Source organism: Streptomyces sp. NPDC059010, assembly GCF_042740355.1.
GTDB lineage: Bacteria > Actinomycetota > Actinomycetes > Streptomycetales > Streptomycetaceae > Streptomyces.
The window spans coordinates 176,144-190,344 of the sequence record NZ_JBHYJA010000007.1; the positions used below are offsets into that span (position 1 = coordinate 176,144).

The window sequence follows — 14,201 nt, forward strand, 5'->3', positions numbered from 1 at the left end:
GACGAGAGGCGAGAGCCATGTCCACCGAGACCCCTGAGACATCTGAGATACCTGAGATATCTGATGAGATATCTGATGAGATATCTGATGAGATATCTGAGACACCCGGCCTCACCGACGCCGATCCGGGCCTGTTCTTCCTCGTCGGCGACGTCTTCGCCGACTTCGCCCGGCACGACGGCGTCCTGACGGTCTCCCAGCTGTCCCGCCGGATCAGGAGCGGCTCGTTCCCGGGCGGCTCCGGCACGGCCCGGGTGACCCTCGGGCAGGGTGTGTCCGACTTCGACGTCCAGTACCTACGCGACACCGCGGCCCGGCGCGGCCTCGCGGAACGGGTCGTCATCGACGACCGGGCCCTGCGCAATCGTGCCGGACGGGAGATCGCGCACAAGCACCGGGCGGAGAACGTACTGATCTCCCGGCCCCTCCCGACCGGCCCCGACCGGTTCGTGTCCGACCTGCTGGTGGATGCCGGCCATGAGGTGATGTCCGACCATGTCACCGGACAGCACATGCAGGGGATGCTGGCCATGGAGGCCGGTCGGCAGATGTTCATCGCCGTGGCCGAGCAGCACTATCTGCCGCGCGAGGCCGTCGGCAACAGCTACTTCGTCATCGACAGCTTCGCGACCCGCTACCGCAACTTCCTCTTCCCGCTCCCCGCGACGGTCCGGTGCCATGTCGTCTCGCACCGCTCACCGCACCGCACCCGCACGATGTTCCACTGCGAACTCGGCGTGCTCCAGGGCGGATCGGAGACCGCGGAGATGGAGGTCCGGTTCACCGCCTTCGACACCGAGGTCTCCCACACCAAGGAGACCCGGGCGGCCCAGCGGTCCCTGCAGGACGCCGGGGCGGCCCTGACCGAGCTTCATACCGCGTGACGGACGACGGCCCGTGCGTGCCGCGGGCCGTCCCCGGCAGCCCGTGCGTGCCACGGGCCGCCGTACGTCATGGATCCGGCCGTCTGGGCCCGGTCGTCAAGGACAAGGAGTCCCCCACATGTCAGATGCCAGCCGTACGTCGGACGCCGCGCGCGGCCACCTGGTCTTCAGCGACGTCGACGAGACCCTGATCTCCGTCAAGAGCATGTTCGACTTCCTCCACTACCAGCTGGTGCGCCGGCACGGCACGGTGGGCGAGGAGGAGTACGAGCGGATCATGGCCGTCATCCGTCACCAGGCCGCCGACGGCAAGCCCCGCGCGGACATCAACCGCTTCTACTACCGGATCTACACCGGCGACTCCGTGGCGGAGATCCGCGCTCTCGCCGACGACTGGTTCGCCGAACGCACCGCGTCCTCCCGGGGCTTCTACATCGAGTCCACCCGCGAGGCCCTGGCCGCCCATCGCGCGGCCGGCGCGACCGTCGTCCTGGTGTCCGGGTCCTTCCCGCCCCTGCTGGAGCCCCTCGCGCGCGAGGTGGGCGCCGACACCGTCCTGTGCACCCGCCCGCTCGTCGCCGACGGCCGCTACACCGGCAAGGTCGGGACCCCGGTCATCGGGGAGGGCAAACGCGCCGCCGTACTACGGGAGTTGGACTCCCACCCCGCCATCGACCCGCGCGACTGCTGGGCGTACGGCGACCACATCTCCGACCTGCCGATGCTGGAACTCGTGGGCCATCCCGTCGTCGTGGGGGACGACGAGGAACTGCGCGCGCGGCTGGCCGAGCGCACCAGGGGCGTGCGGGCATGACGAGCGGGCGTCCGTTCTTCGTGCTGCTGGGCCCCGACGGGGCCGGCAAGTCGTCGGTCATGGGCCGTCTCGCCGCACTGCTGCCCGAGTGGCGGCTGGTGTCCACGGACAGTGCCTTCGTCGCCCCCGAGCACGCGCTGATCCCCCGGCTCCGCCGTGATCTGCAGGACCACCTGCTGCCCGGGCTCGGCACCGCCTATTCGGTGGACTTCCTGGCCAGCGTGCTCCAGACGGCCGTGGTGCACCTCAGGGACCAGGTGCGCGGGCGGGACCCGCGGGTGCCGCTGCTCGTGGACTCGTACTACTACAAGATCCTCGCGAAATGCCGGATGGCCGGGGTCCGGGACAGCCGGATGTACGACTGGTGGCGGGGATTCCCCCAGCCGGACCGGGTGGTCTACCTCGATGTCTCACCCGAGGCGGCCTGGCGGCGGCGCGGTGACGGAACCGGCCTCAACTCCCTTGAGTACGAGGGCGACCACGGCGACTGGGCCGGGTTCGAGCGCTATCAGAAGGACCTGGGCAAGCTGCTCCTTGAGGAGGTGCGCGACCTGCCGGTGACCGTGCTGCCGGAACAGCCCGGTGCGGACCGCGCCGCCGAGGCCGTACGGAAGGTGCTCACCGCGTGAACGTCCCTGACGTCCCCTCCGTGTGGCACACCCCGGGCCACGCCGACCGCTACCGCGAGCGCGTGTACGCCGAACGCGCGCGGCTCGCCGCCGAGCACGCGGACCTGATGGACAGTCAGTCACGGGTTCTCGCCGACCTGCTGGACTTCAACGCGGACACCGAGTTCGGCCGGCGGCACGGGTTCGCCCGTATCCGTACGATGGACGAGTTCCGGGCCGCCGTCCCCGTGCAGGACTACGCCGCCCACGCCCCGCTGATCGAGCGGACCGCCGCGGGCGAGCGGGGCCTGCTCACGGCCGACGCGCCCGAGGTGTACTTCACCAGCAGCGGCAGCACCGGTGCGCACAAGAAGGTGCCCGTCACCGCGCGCTTCATGAGCACCACCTTCATGCCGTTCTACTTCGCGGCCTGGGCCCCCCTGATCGAGCACTTCCCCGAGGTGCTGCACAGGCCCGATGCCGTCCTCAACCTCAAGCACGACCCGCTCAGCGCCCCGCCCACCACCACCGACGGCCGCCCTCATGTGGGCGCCAGCCAGGTCGACTTCGGTGCCCGATTCGGCGAACCCCTCTCCGCCGAGCCCGGCACCGGAGCGCCCTGGGCCGTGCTGCCGGTGCCCACCGAGCCCGGCGACCACCTCGCCCGCGCCTATCTGCGGCTGCGGCTGGCCGTGCAGAGCGATGTGCGCTGTCTGATCGGCATCAACCCCGCGATGATCGCCGCGGTGCCGTACCAGCTGAACCTGTGGTGGCCGCGGATCGTGAAGGAGGTGCGGGACGGAACCCTGGGCGGTCTGCCGCACTGTGCGCCCGCCCCGGAGCGAGCGGCCCAGCTGGAGCGGCTCACCGAGTACTTCGGCACCGTGCGCCCCGCCCATGTGTGGCCCCGCCTGCGCGCCCTGTTCTGCTGGACCACCGGCGTCGCCTCGCTCTATCTCCCCGCGCTGCGCGAGGAGTTCGGCACCGGTGTCACCGTGCTGCCCGCACCGGTGGCCGCCTCCGAGGGCCCGACCGGCGTGGCGCTGGACCGGCACGGCACGGCGGGCAGCCTCGTCGCGTCGGCCGCGGTCTACGAGTTCGTGCCCGCCGACGAGGAGCTCGCCCCCGACAGCGCGACCCTGCTGCCGCACGAGATCGAGGCCGGCCGGGACTACCACGTGCTCTTCAGCCATGTCGGCGGGTTCTACCGGTACGCCGTCGGTGACGTGGTCCGCGTCCTCGACCGGGTCGGCGGAGTGCCACGGGTGGAGTACGCCGGCCGGGGCGTACGCTCCGACGCGGCCGGCGAGCGGCTGCGGGACGCCCAGGTCGTACGGGCCCTGCACACCGCCCTGCGCTGCGGCGGACTCGGGCTGCGCAACGTGGCGTGCCGGGTCGAACCGACGGCCGACGGCACCCCCCGGTACGTCTTCGCGATCGCGCCTCGCACCCCCTGGCAACCGCACGAGAGCGCCCGCTTCGGTGCCGATCTGGACCGCGCCCTGGCGGCCGAGTCCACCGGGTACGGCCACGCCCGGGGCGCCGGACGGCTGGGCCGGCCCACCGTACGGCTGCTGGACGACGAGGCGTTCGCCCGCGACTGGCACACGGCCGTCGAGACCGGAATCCGCCCGACCCAGGTGAAGGACCGCCTGTTCCGCCAGGACGACACCCTGTGGCAACGCCTGACCGGCACGGCTGCGGGTTGAGCCCGTCGTGGCTGGTTCCGGCAGAACAACACCCAGCGGCGGCGCCTGACCGGCCCGACCGCGGACTGAGCCCCGCCCGACACATCCGCCCCGGCCCGCCCAGCGCACCCGGCCCGCCCAGCGCACCCGGCCCGTCCGGCGCGCCCGACCGCCATCGGCACACCGGCCGGCCACCACGATCCGGCCCCCACCCACACCTTCCGCCCACGCCCGCACCCTCCGCCCTGCCGACACCTTGCGTCTCCGCCCCACCCACACCCTCCGCCCCGCCCCGCCCGCGACGAGGAGCCCCCATGCCCGTGTTCAACCCCGTAGAACGGACCGCCCTGCTCACCTCGGCCCTGCGCGCCGCCGAGACCCTTCGTGCGGACCGGCTGTACGAAGACCCGTACGCCGCAGGGCTGGCCGGTGAGGACGGGCCGGGGCTGCTGGCCGAGGTCCGCGCCGCGACCTTTCCCCCGGACCGGCCCCGCTCCCTGCCCAGCACCCCCGACTACAACGCCATCCGCACCCGGTTCTTCGACGACCTGCTGCAAGAGGCCGCGCGGGCACCGGAGACCACCCAGATCGTGCTGGCCCCGGCCGGGATGGACTCGCGCGCCTACCGGCTGCCCTGGCCGGCCCACATCCGCTACTTCGAGGTCGACCGCCCGTCGGTGCTCGGCTTCAAGGCGGAGCGGCTGCGCGGGGTCGAGCCCCGGGTCGACCACCGTACGGTCGCCGTCGACCTCACCGACGACGGCTGGGAGGACCGGCTCGTCGAGGCCGGGTACGACCCCGGCACGCCCTCGACATGGCTGCTGGAGGGCCTGCTCTACTACATCCCCGAGGCCGACTCCCGGCGCATGCTGGAGCGGGTCGCCGCGATCTCCGCGCCCGGCAGCCGGATCGCCGCCGACATCGTCAACCGGGCCGCCCTGACGCTCCCTCATATGCGCGGCCTGCTCGACGTGTTCGAGGGGTGGGGCTGCCCCTGGGTGTTCGGCACCGACGAGCCGGAGGCCCTGTTCGAGCAGTACGGCTTCGACACACGTGCCGTCCAGCCGGGTGAGCCCGACGCCGACTACGGGCGCTGGCCCGACCCGGTGCCGCCGCGCGAAGTCACCGACGTACGGCGGGTGTTCTTCGTCCACGGCCGGCGACGCTGACCATGACGGCCACCGTGATCGCGGGCGGCGGCACCGCCGGCCTCGCCCTGGCCCTGGCACTCGGCGCGCGTGGCCATCGGGTGCGTGTCCTGGAGCGGGGCGAGGCGCCGCCGGACGGACCCGTCGTCAAGAGTGCGGAGCTGTGGCGGCGGCCGATGGTTCCACAGGCCGCCCATGACCACATCCTCAACGCGCTCGGCGTACGGACACTGCGGCGGCACGCGCCCGCGGTGCTGGACGCGGCGCTGGAGGAGGGCGCGCGGCTGCTGGACCTCACGACGGCGGCGCCCGGTGCGGTCCGTGACGAGGACCTGGTCACCCTGGTCTGCCGCCGCTCGGTGCTGGATCTCGTCCTCCACCGGGCGGTGCGGGCCCTGGCCGGGGTGACCGTCAGCCACGACACCACGGTCGCCGGACTCCGGCTCGACGGAGGCCGGGTGAGCGCGGTCGTCACGGCGGCCGGCGAGACCGTCCCCGCCGACCTGGTCGTGGACGCCTCCGGCCGCCGCTCCGCCGCCCGGTCCTGGCTCGCCGCGGCGGGCCTCCCGGCGCCGGACGACCGCACCGGTCCCAGCAGCCTGCGCGCCTTCGGCCGCTTCTACCGGCTGCGCGACCCCGACGGCCCAGCGCCGGGCCCGCTCAACCGGGGCGACGCGGCCGGCGGCATCTGGGGCCACTACTCGGCCGTGGCGCATCCGGCGGACAACGACGTGTTCGCCATCACCCTCGGCACCCTGCCGAACGATCACGGCACGGCGGCGCTGAGCGACCCCGGCGCCTTCACCGCCGCGTGCCGGATCTCGCCGTATCTGGCCGCCTGGGTCGACGAGGACGCCGTGGAGCCGCTGGGCCCGGTACGGGTGACCGGCATGCCGCCGAACATCCTGCGGGGCGCCCCGCCCCTCCCGGGCCTGCTCCAGGTCGGCGACGCCACCTGCGTCACGGACCCGATGTTCGGCCGCGGCCTGTCCCTGGCCCTCACCCACGCCTTCCGGCTCGCCGAGCTGATCGACCAACACCCTTACGCGGACCACGAGTTGAGCGATGCCGCGGCAGACCTCACCGACCAGTTGCTCCGCCCCTGGTTCGAGCAGGGCAGCCACGACTCCTGGTCGCGCATCGAGCGATGGCGGGCGGAGACAGGGGCGGCACCGTCCTCCCCGGCCTCCCCCACCCCACCCGTGTCCCCTGTGTCCGCGCCGCTCTGGGCCGCCGCGATCGCTGCGGCGGCGACCGATCCCGTCGTATGGCGGGCAGTCACCCGCGCCCGGACCAGCCTCACCACCCCCGCCCGGCTCGTCGCCGACGAGAGCTTCCTGGCCCGCATACGGCAAACCCCCGAAGCCTCCGAAGCCCTGGCACCGGCCCCCGCACGAGCCCCCGCACCGCCCCCCGAAGCCACTCCCCCCACCCGGGCCGGACTCCGGGAAGCCCTCACCGCCGCCCTGAAAGGAGCATGAAGATGCCGCCGCGCAAGAACGTGCTGCTGGCCCCGGTCACGGTCACCCCCACCAAACCGCTGACGCCCAGCCACCTCAAGGGTCTGCTGTGGACGGACGTCATGTTCCGGGCCACGATGCCGCTCGCCGAGGTGACGTACCGCTACAGCCACACCACCTACCACGTCACCGAGCAGACGGTCGGCTTCTGGGAGTACCTCGACCGCGCGCACGGCGAGACCGACTGCACGCAGCTCTCCGAGGAGGAGATCGGCGACCTGTACGTCCGCTATCGCGCCGAGGAACCGCAGAGCGCCCAGGCGCTGCGGCCGTACCGGGACGCCGTGGAGCACAGCGGCTGGGTGCACCCCGCGAGCGAGCGGCTGCTGAAGCTGTGGGCCGGGCACTACGAGCGGCTCGGCATGCACGACCCGGGTCTCCGGAAGCACCAGCCGCCCGGCCTCGCCCTGGAGGAGATGATCGAACGGCTCTGTGCCGCGGGCCTCGCCCTCGACCAGCGCGCCTGGGGCGGCCCGGTCTACCTGGACCTCACCCGGTACGGCATGCCGCTGCGCCGTATCGTCACCTCGGACGGCCGCCCAAACTACCTCGCCTGCGCCCTGCGGGAGTTGCTGCCGCTCGTCCCCTGGTACGACGAGGTCGTCCTGCTCTACGACCGTGAGCTGGACACCGACTACCAGTTGCTGAACCGCGTCCTGACCCGGCTCGGTCCGACCGTGCGCCGGGTGCCCGTGGGGCGGGTGCCCATCGACGGACGGATCACCTCGGCCCGGCACGGCGGCTGGCGTGGCCACACGGCCGGCGTGCTGCTCGGCGAGGCCCGCGAGACCTGCGGTGACGACATCGAGGCACTGCGGCTGGGCATGCGCCTGTACTTCGTCGCGACCCTCGGCCCCGGCCAGCGCGAGTCGTTCCGCCACGACCTGCTGCGCAACTGCCTCACCGTGGCCGCCCGGCTGCTCCGGCGCTCCCGGGACGCCGTCACGGCCGGGCCGGGCGAGCTGCTGCACGCGCTCGACCGGCATCGGCGGAGCCACACGTATGTCGACCCCTACCGGCTGACCTGTTCCCTGCTGGGCCGCGGACGGCCCGCTCCCGACCCCGGACTCCTGTCGGCGGTGTACCTGTGACCGGCTTCCCCGAACCGACCGCGCTCACCGGCCGCACGGCCACGCTCCCGCCCATGGCCTCCGTGCCCGCCCCACAAGCCGAAGCCGCGGCCCCCGCCCCACCCCATCCGCTCTCCGCCGCCGAGCTGCTCCGCTCCGCCGTGGAACGCGTCCGCACCGCCCGCCCCGAACTGGCCGACCGGTTCGACCTGTCCAGCGCCCAGGACCTGAGCGCCCTGCGAGCCGGCGTCCACGGCGCCAGCACGGCCGACACCACCGACAGCGTCGACAGCGAGGTGCTGGCCGTGGTCGTCGTGGGCCATCTCGACCTGGCCCGCTGGGTACGCGAGACCTGCGCCTTCGCTCTCGCCCTGCCGCCGGAGGCGCGCGACGCCTGGCGCCGCTCCTTCACGCGCACCGTCTATCTGGCCGGCAGCCCGGCCAACCTGCGCGAGCGGTTCGACTTCGACCATGTCGCGGGCGACGGCTCGGTGGCCTGGCGCGGTCCGGCGCCGGGCGCGGCGACGGCCACGCTGCGCCGCCTCCTCAAGACCTTCGAGGCCGGACACGAACTGACCGCGCGACCGGCGGCCACCGTCACCGTGCCCGGCACCGTGCGCTCCCGCCCCGCCGTCAGCCGCGACCTGTACGTCGCCACCGCCAAGGTGACGCTCGCTCAGGCGCTCGTGCACATCAACCATCTGCTCGCCGAGGCCGTCCTGGACGGCCTGATCGGCCCCGGTGACCGCCTGACCCTGCGGTTCGTGCCTCGACTGAACGGCCTCGTCGCCGAGTTCGCCACGCTCCGCGTCGACACCGACGTCCACCGCCCGGACCAGCTCCAGGCCTACGCCGGACTGACCACGGAGGTCTGACCCATGACCACCCCCACACCCGCCGTCACCCCCACACCCGCTGCCGCCTCCATGCCCGCTGCCGCCCCTGGCGTGGCCGCCCCGCCGCCGGCCGTCCGGCTCGGCATCCACGGCTCCCCCCACCTCGCCTCCCGCATCGTGGCCGCCGCGGGCCATCCGGAGTCGTCGGTGGAGTACGTCCCCTACGAGGTCGCCGAGCCGTTCGCTCCCCTGCGTGCCGGAGCGACGGACATCATGATCGTCAAGTACGACCCGCGCGAACCCGACATCGAGGTCGGCGCCCCGGTCTGCCGGGACGGCCGTGCCGTACTCGTCGGCGCCCAGCACCCCCTGGCCGCGCGGGAGTCGGTCTCCATCGAGGACGTCGCCGACTACGACGGCTTCCAGTGCCCCGGCGACTTCCCGGCGAACGTCTGGGACCGCGTCGTACCACCCCACACCCCGCGGGGCCGCACCATCCGCCGCAGGCACCCCATGACGACCGTCCCCGCCCTGGTGGACCTGCTCCGGAACAGCACGGCGATGCATGTGTCCTTCCAGTCCCTGGACGCGGTCCTGCCCGCGGACATCAGGGTGGTCCCGGTGCGCGACCTGCCCCCGTCCCCGGTCGCCTTCGCGTGGCTGCGGGGTGCCCGGCTGCCCGACCACGTGGAACGGTTCGTCGGCGACGCGGAGCGGGCGGCCCGGCGATGAGCGAGACGACGGCCTGCGGCGGCCTCCCGGTCGTCCTTCTGCACGCCCTGCCCCTGGACTCGTCCATGTGGGACGAAACGGCCCGGGCCCTGCGCGCCCACGGCCACCCTGTGCTCCCGGTCGACCAGCGCGGCTTCGGCGGCGCCCCGCTCCCCGCCGGCGACACGCCCTGCCTCGACCTCGTCGCCGACGACCTGGCCCGCGAACTCGACCGGCGCGGCCTCGATGCCGTGGCCCTCGCCGGCTGCTCGATGGGCGGCTATACGGCGATGTCGTTCCTGCGCCGCCATCCGGACCGTGTCCGCGCGCTGGCCCTGTTCGCCGCCCGGGCCACGGCCGACACACCGGAGCAGGCCGCGGCGCGCCTGCGCTTCGCCGAACTGCTCCTGGACGACTCCCTGCGCGCCAGGATCGTCACGGACACCGCCCCGTCCCTGCTCGGCGCCACCACGCGTGCCGGGCGGCCCCGGCTGCTGAACCGGGTGACGGACCGGGCGCGGGCCGCCGCACCGGACTCCGTCGCGTGGGCGCAGCGGGCCATCGCCGCCCGCGAGGACTCGTTGCCCACCCTGGGCACCACGGGCGTTCCCGCGGTCGTCGTCCAGGGCGAGGAGGACGAGCTCGTCACCCTCGAAGAGGCCCGCGAGACCGCCGCCGCCCTGCCGAGCGGCCGGCTCGTCACCCTCCCCGGCGTCGGTCATCTCGCCCCGCTGGAGGCACCGGAGGCGACCGCGGAGATCCTCTCGGACCTCCTCGGCCAGGCGCAGAGGTCCACCACCTCGGGCGGAGCCACCGCATGCTGACCGACGACCACGCCGCCCTCGGCTACACGACCTCCACCGGCCTGGCCTTCACCCACGAGGAGATCGTCGACCCTCATTTCGAGGCCTGCGCCGACGCCTACCTGGAGGCCCTGGACGGCGTCGGCATCCGCCCCGGCTGGCATGTGCTGGACGCGGGCTGCGGAAGCGGCGCCTTCCTGCCCCGGCTCGCGGAACTCGTCGGCGAGCGGGGCCGGATCTCCGCGCTCGACCTGGCCGAGGAGAGCGCCGAACGAGCCGCCGAGCGGATGCGGGACCACCCCGTCAGGGCGCGCCTGGAGGTACGGCAGGGCAGCCTGCTGCGGCTGCCCTACCCGGACGACTCGTTCGACGCGGTGTGGTGCGCGAACACCACGCAGTACCTCGACGACGCCGAACTGGCCTGCGCGCTCGCGGAGTTCCGCCGGGTCACCCGGCCCGGGGGGCTCGTCGCGGTCAAGGACGTCGACGGCACGCTGAGCACCGTACGCCCCGCGGACCCCTTCCTGATCACGGACTTCTTCCGCGCGTCCGCCGTCTCACCGGGATACGCCCGGCAGCTGTTGCGCGGCCGGGACCTGTATCGCCGGCTGCGCGAGGCCGGTCTGCGTTCGGTACGACAGCGCACGATCCTCATGGAGCACCACGCTCCGCTCTCCCCGGCGGCCCTGCGGTTCTACGGCAACGCGTGCGCGCGTTTCGCACGGCAGGCATCGAGTCTCGGGATTCCGGGCGGCTGGGCGCCCTTCCTCGACCCGGACGACCCGACGAATCCGTTGCGGCATCCGGACGGATACATCAGCGAGGGCAATGTCGTCGCGGTCGGCACCGTCTGAATTTCGCAAATTGCTTGGCGTTCACTCCAATTACTAGCCTGGTGAATCATGAATGGATCAAAGAAATCCTCGGCCGACCGGAACGACACCCGATTCGAGCGCGGCCTCGCCATCCTCCAGGAGGTCTCCGGCCCACGCGGCGCCGCCGTCGTCGACGCGCTGGCGGACATCGCCCCGGACCTGGGCCGTTTCGTGGCCGAGTGGGCCTACGCCGACATCTTCGACCGCCCCGGCCTCGACCTGCTCGAACGCGAGCTGGTCACCGTCGGCGCGCTGGTCGCCCTCGGGGACACCGCACCCCAGCTGAACTTCCACATCGACGCGGCCCTGCGGGTCGGCGTCCCCCCCGTGGAGCTGGTGGAAGCCCTCATCCACCTGGTCCCCTTCACGGGCTTCCCGCGCGTGCTCAACGCGATCGGCGTCGCCCGGACCGTCTTCACCGAGCACGGCGTCACCATCGAGCCGCCGGTCATGGCCGACGACCGCGACCGCTATGAGCGCGGCGCCGAGAACCTCGTGAAGATCGACGGCCAACACGGCCTGGACGTCATCGCCTCCCTCGACGACATCGCCCCCGACCTAGGCAGGTTCATCGTCGAGTTCACCTTCGGCGACGTCTACCACCGGCCGTGGCTCTCACCGCGGCGCAGGCAGCTCGTCACCGTCGCCGCCCTCACCGCCCTCGGCGACACGGCCCCCCAGCTGCGTGTGCACATCGGAGCCGCCCTCAACGTCGGCCTCGACCCGGCCCAGGTCGTGGAGATCCTTCTGCAGGTGACCCCGTACGCCGGATTCCCGCGCGTACTCAATGCCATCAGGACGGCCCGGGAAGTGTTCGAGAACCGGAACATCTCCGCCCATCCCTGAAAATCGTATCCCTGAAGGGAATTCACTCACCATGAAATCGGATGTCACGGGCGTCGCGGATGTCACGGACGTGGTCGCAGACTTCGGGACGCTCGGCGAGGAATTCTTCAGGAATCCGCACCCGGTCTACGCCGGACTCCGTGCCCAGGGCCCCGTGCACCGCGTGCGGGTGCCCGAGGGCGCGGAGGCGTGGCTGGTGGTCGGGCACCAGGCGTGCCGGGCCGCCCTCGCCGACCCCACGCTGTCCAAGAACTGGAAGCACGCGTCCCCGGACCTGCCCCTCGCCCGGCTCTCCGCGGGCGAGAACCTGCTCAGCTCCAACCCGCCGGACCACACCCGGCTGCGCCGGCTGGTCTCCAGGGAGTTCACCCCTCGCCGCGTGGAGACGCTCGCCCCGCGGGTGCGGGCCCTGACCGGCGACCTCCTCGACACCATGCTCACGTCGCCCGACGGACGCGCGGACCTGGTCGAGGACCTCTCCTTCCCGCTCGCCATGGGCACCATCTGCGAGCTCCTCGGTGTGCCCCGCCTGGATCGCGGTTCCTTCCGCAGCTGGGCCGAAGAGGCCCTCAGCAGCCCGGACCGCGACACCCGCACCGCCGCCACGGCAGCGATGACCCGCTACCTGGTCGACATGATCGACGAGAAGCGCGGACACCCGGGCGACGACCTGATCAGCGCTCTGATCCGCACCACGGACGAGGACGGCGACCGCCTGTCCTCGGACGAACTCGTCGGCATGGCCTGGCTGTTGCTCGTCACCGGCTTCGAGACGACCGTCAACCTCATCGCCTCCGGCGTACTCGCCCTGCTTCGCCACCCGGACCAACTCACGGACCTGCGCGCCGACTTGGGCCTCATCGACAACGCCGTCGAGGAGATGCTGCGCTACGACACCCCGGTCGAGACGACGACGTACCGCTTCACCACCGAGCCGTTGGAAATCGCCGGCGTGATGATCCCCGGGGGCGGCGAGCTGGTACTCCTCGCACTCGCCGACGCCGGCCGCGACCCCGCCCGCTTCCCCGACCCGGACCGCTTCGACATCCACCGCGCCACGAGCGGTCACCTGGCCTTCGGACACGGCATCCACTACTGCCTGGGCGCCCCCCTGGCCCGCCTCCAGACCACGACCGCCGTCACCGCACTCCTGGAGCGGTGCCCCGACCTGGCCCTGGACGCAAACCCCGCAACCCTGCCCTGGCGCCACGGCCTGCTCATCCGCGGCCCCCGCCGCCTCCCCGTCCGCCTGCTCCCGCGACACTCCTGAGCGGGCACCTGCGGGCCGCATCGGGCCCCGGCCGGCTCAGTGGCCCAGACGTGACAGGGAGAGCGCGGCCGCGGCCTGAATCCGGTCTTGTCGGCCTGCGACAGCGAGAGCCTGCTCCCGCCGGGTCTGCGCTTTCACAGCTCAGAACGTTTCTGCACAGGTGACCACTGGTGGGGCGGGTGGGACTCGAACCCACGGCCGACGGATTATGAGTCCTTTCGGGTTCTTCCGAGCAGTTGCCGATCTTGCCTCAACCTTCCTGTTTTCGCAGGTCAGAGGCGCAGGGCGGCTCAGGGCTTGCTTCGGTCATCCCGGTCTTTCTCGATCCTTCCGTCCCCTGCGTGTCCCCTAAAGGTCCCCCCGCGAGACTTCCCGGGCGCACCCGCGGCCGAGTTCCCACGCGTCACGGCAGGTCAATCCAAGGGGGGAATCGCAGGGTGGAACTCTCGCGCAGCGGAGTTCCTTACCGGCGAAAGGGTCGCCGCCCTCTTCGCCCGGGGGAGGAGCGCACCACGTCTTCGCAGGTCAGGACGTGTTCTTAAAGATTACCCCGCCGTCAGCGGCTCGCCCGGAGATGGTGTGGAGTTTGCTTCTGCCGCCGTATCCGCATGTTCGAGGCTGCGGACCGCTGCTATCTCTGCGTCCAACCTCTGACGGGCTTGTCCCAAGCGAGCACGATGCTTCCGCAGGGCACGCCTTGTGTTCGCGAGATTCCTAGCCTGGCGCTTCTCCAGGTCCGTGAGCCGGGTGATCTGCCGCTCGTGGTGGGCGATCTCTTCGGCGCGTATGACGGCTGTGGGTCGGTGCGGGCCCGTCTTTCGGGCGGTGCCGGTCCCCTTGTTCAGCTGCCCATGCGCGAAGTCGAGGAACTCTCTGCGGGGGATGTACTTCGCCTGGCGGGCGCCTATGCCGATCTGAAGCGCGATTTTCGGGAACTTGGGGTGGCGTTTGAGCCAGTTGCTGATGGTGGAGCGTGTGACTCCTACGAGGGCGGCTGCGGCGGAGAGGTGGACCAACTCGTCTTCGCGGCCTTGGAATTCGGGGCGGAGCCAGACGACGGATGCGGCTGGTGTGGTCATGCGCGGTCTTTCTGCTCAGCGCGGCCCCTGGCGGGGCGCCGGGGCCGCG

At 72.3% G+C, this 14,201-nt stretch carries 14 protein-coding genes; 13 read left to right on the plus strand and 1 reads right to left on the minus strand.

The features are described 5' to 3' along the window. The first annotated feature begins 17 nt into the window (after positions 1-17). From ACFWYS_RS09595 to ACFWYS_RS09655, 13 genes are all read left to right on the plus strand, one after another. Positions 18-884: an AfsA-related hotdog domain-containing protein gene (locus tag ACFWYS_RS09595; RefSeq protein ID WP_384765377.1), complete on the plus strand. Its 867-nt coding sequence runs from the start codon at positions 18-20 to the stop codon at positions 882-884. A 118-nt stretch (positions 885-1,002) separates the two neighbouring features. Further along, on the plus strand, positions 1,003-1,698 hold the full coding sequence (locus ACFWYS_RS09600) for an HAD family hydrolase (protein WP_384765379.1): 696 nt from the start codon (positions 1,003-1,005) through the stop codon (positions 1,696-1,698). Further along, positions 1,695-2,327 carry a hypothetical protein gene (locus ACFWYS_RS09605; protein ID WP_384765381.1) on the plus strand — a complete coding sequence of 211 codons (633 nt, stop codon included), beginning with the start codon at positions 1,695-1,697 and terminating at the stop codon, positions 2,325-2,327. Before ACFWYS_RS09600 ends, ACFWYS_RS09605 begins: the two co-directional genes overlap by 4 nt. Next, positions 2,324-4,015: a GH3 auxin-responsive promoter family protein gene (locus tag ACFWYS_RS09610; protein ID WP_384765383.1), complete on the plus strand. Its 1,692-nt coding sequence runs from the start codon at positions 2,324-2,326 to the stop codon at positions 4,013-4,015. Before ACFWYS_RS09605 ends, ACFWYS_RS09610 begins: the two co-directional genes overlap by 4 nt. Positions 4,016-4,308: 293 nt before the next feature. Beyond that, the gene (locus ACFWYS_RS09615) at positions 4,309-5,163 is read left to right on the plus strand and encodes an SAM-dependent methyltransferase (RefSeq protein WP_384765384.1); all 855 of its coding nucleotides are present in this window, start codon (positions 4,309-4,311) and stop codon (positions 5,161-5,163) included. A 2-nt stretch (positions 5,164-5,165) separates the two neighbouring features. Continuing rightward, positions 5,166-6,623 carry an NAD(P)/FAD-dependent oxidoreductase gene (locus tag ACFWYS_RS09620; protein WP_384765386.1) on the plus strand — a complete coding sequence of 486 codons (1,458 nt, stop codon included), beginning with the start codon at positions 5,166-5,168 and terminating at the stop codon, positions 6,621-6,623. A gap of 2 nt (positions 6,624-6,625) precedes the next feature. After that, positions 6,626-7,753: a hypothetical protein gene (locus ACFWYS_RS09625; RefSeq protein ID WP_384765387.1), complete on the plus strand. Its 1,128-nt coding sequence runs from the start codon at positions 6,626-6,628 to the stop codon at positions 7,751-7,753. Continuing rightward, positions 7,750-8,607: a DUF6182 family protein gene (locus ACFWYS_RS09630; protein WP_384765388.1), complete on the plus strand. Its 858-nt coding sequence runs from the start codon at positions 7,750-7,752 to the stop codon at positions 8,605-8,607. The genes ACFWYS_RS09625 and ACFWYS_RS09630 overlap by 4 nt, the downstream gene beginning before the upstream one ends. A 3-nt stretch (positions 8,608-8,610) precedes the next feature. Then, entirely contained in the window at positions 8,611-9,300 is a 690-nt protein-coding gene (locus ACFWYS_RS09635) for a substrate-binding domain-containing protein (RefSeq protein ID WP_384765390.1), read from the plus strand. Then, positions 9,297-10,103 (plus strand): alpha/beta fold hydrolase, encoded by an 807-nt coding sequence (locus tag ACFWYS_RS09640; RefSeq protein ID WP_384765392.1) that lies wholly within the window; start codon positions 9,297-9,299, stop codon positions 10,101-10,103. The genes ACFWYS_RS09635 and ACFWYS_RS09640 overlap by 4 nt, the downstream gene beginning before the upstream one ends. Further along, positions 10,097-10,936: a class I SAM-dependent methyltransferase gene (locus ACFWYS_RS09645; RefSeq protein WP_384765394.1), complete on the plus strand. Its 840-nt coding sequence runs from the start codon at positions 10,097-10,099 to the stop codon at positions 10,934-10,936. Before ACFWYS_RS09640 ends, ACFWYS_RS09645 begins: the two co-directional genes overlap by 7 nt. A 48-nt stretch (positions 10,937-10,984) precedes the next feature. Next, positions 10,985-11,803, plus strand: a complete 819-nt coding sequence (locus ACFWYS_RS09650; RefSeq protein WP_384765396.1) for a carboxymuconolactone decarboxylase family protein — start codon at positions 10,985-10,987, stop codon at positions 11,801-11,803. A 31-nt stretch (positions 11,804-11,834) separates the two neighbouring features. Then, positions 11,835-13,073 (plus strand): cytochrome P450, encoded by a 1,239-nt coding sequence (locus tag ACFWYS_RS09655; RefSeq protein WP_384765398.1) that lies wholly within the window; start codon positions 11,835-11,837, stop codon positions 13,071-13,073. A gap of 545 nt (positions 13,074-13,618) precedes the next feature. Here the strand turns inward: ACFWYS_RS09655 and ACFWYS_RS09660 are convergent. Then, positions 13,619-14,152 carry a hypothetical protein gene (locus ACFWYS_RS09660; RefSeq protein ID WP_384765400.1) on the minus strand — a complete coding sequence of 178 codons (534 nt, stop codon included), beginning with the start codon at positions 14,150-14,152 and terminating at the stop codon, positions 13,619-13,621. Positions 14,153-14,201: the final 49 nt, after the last annotated feature.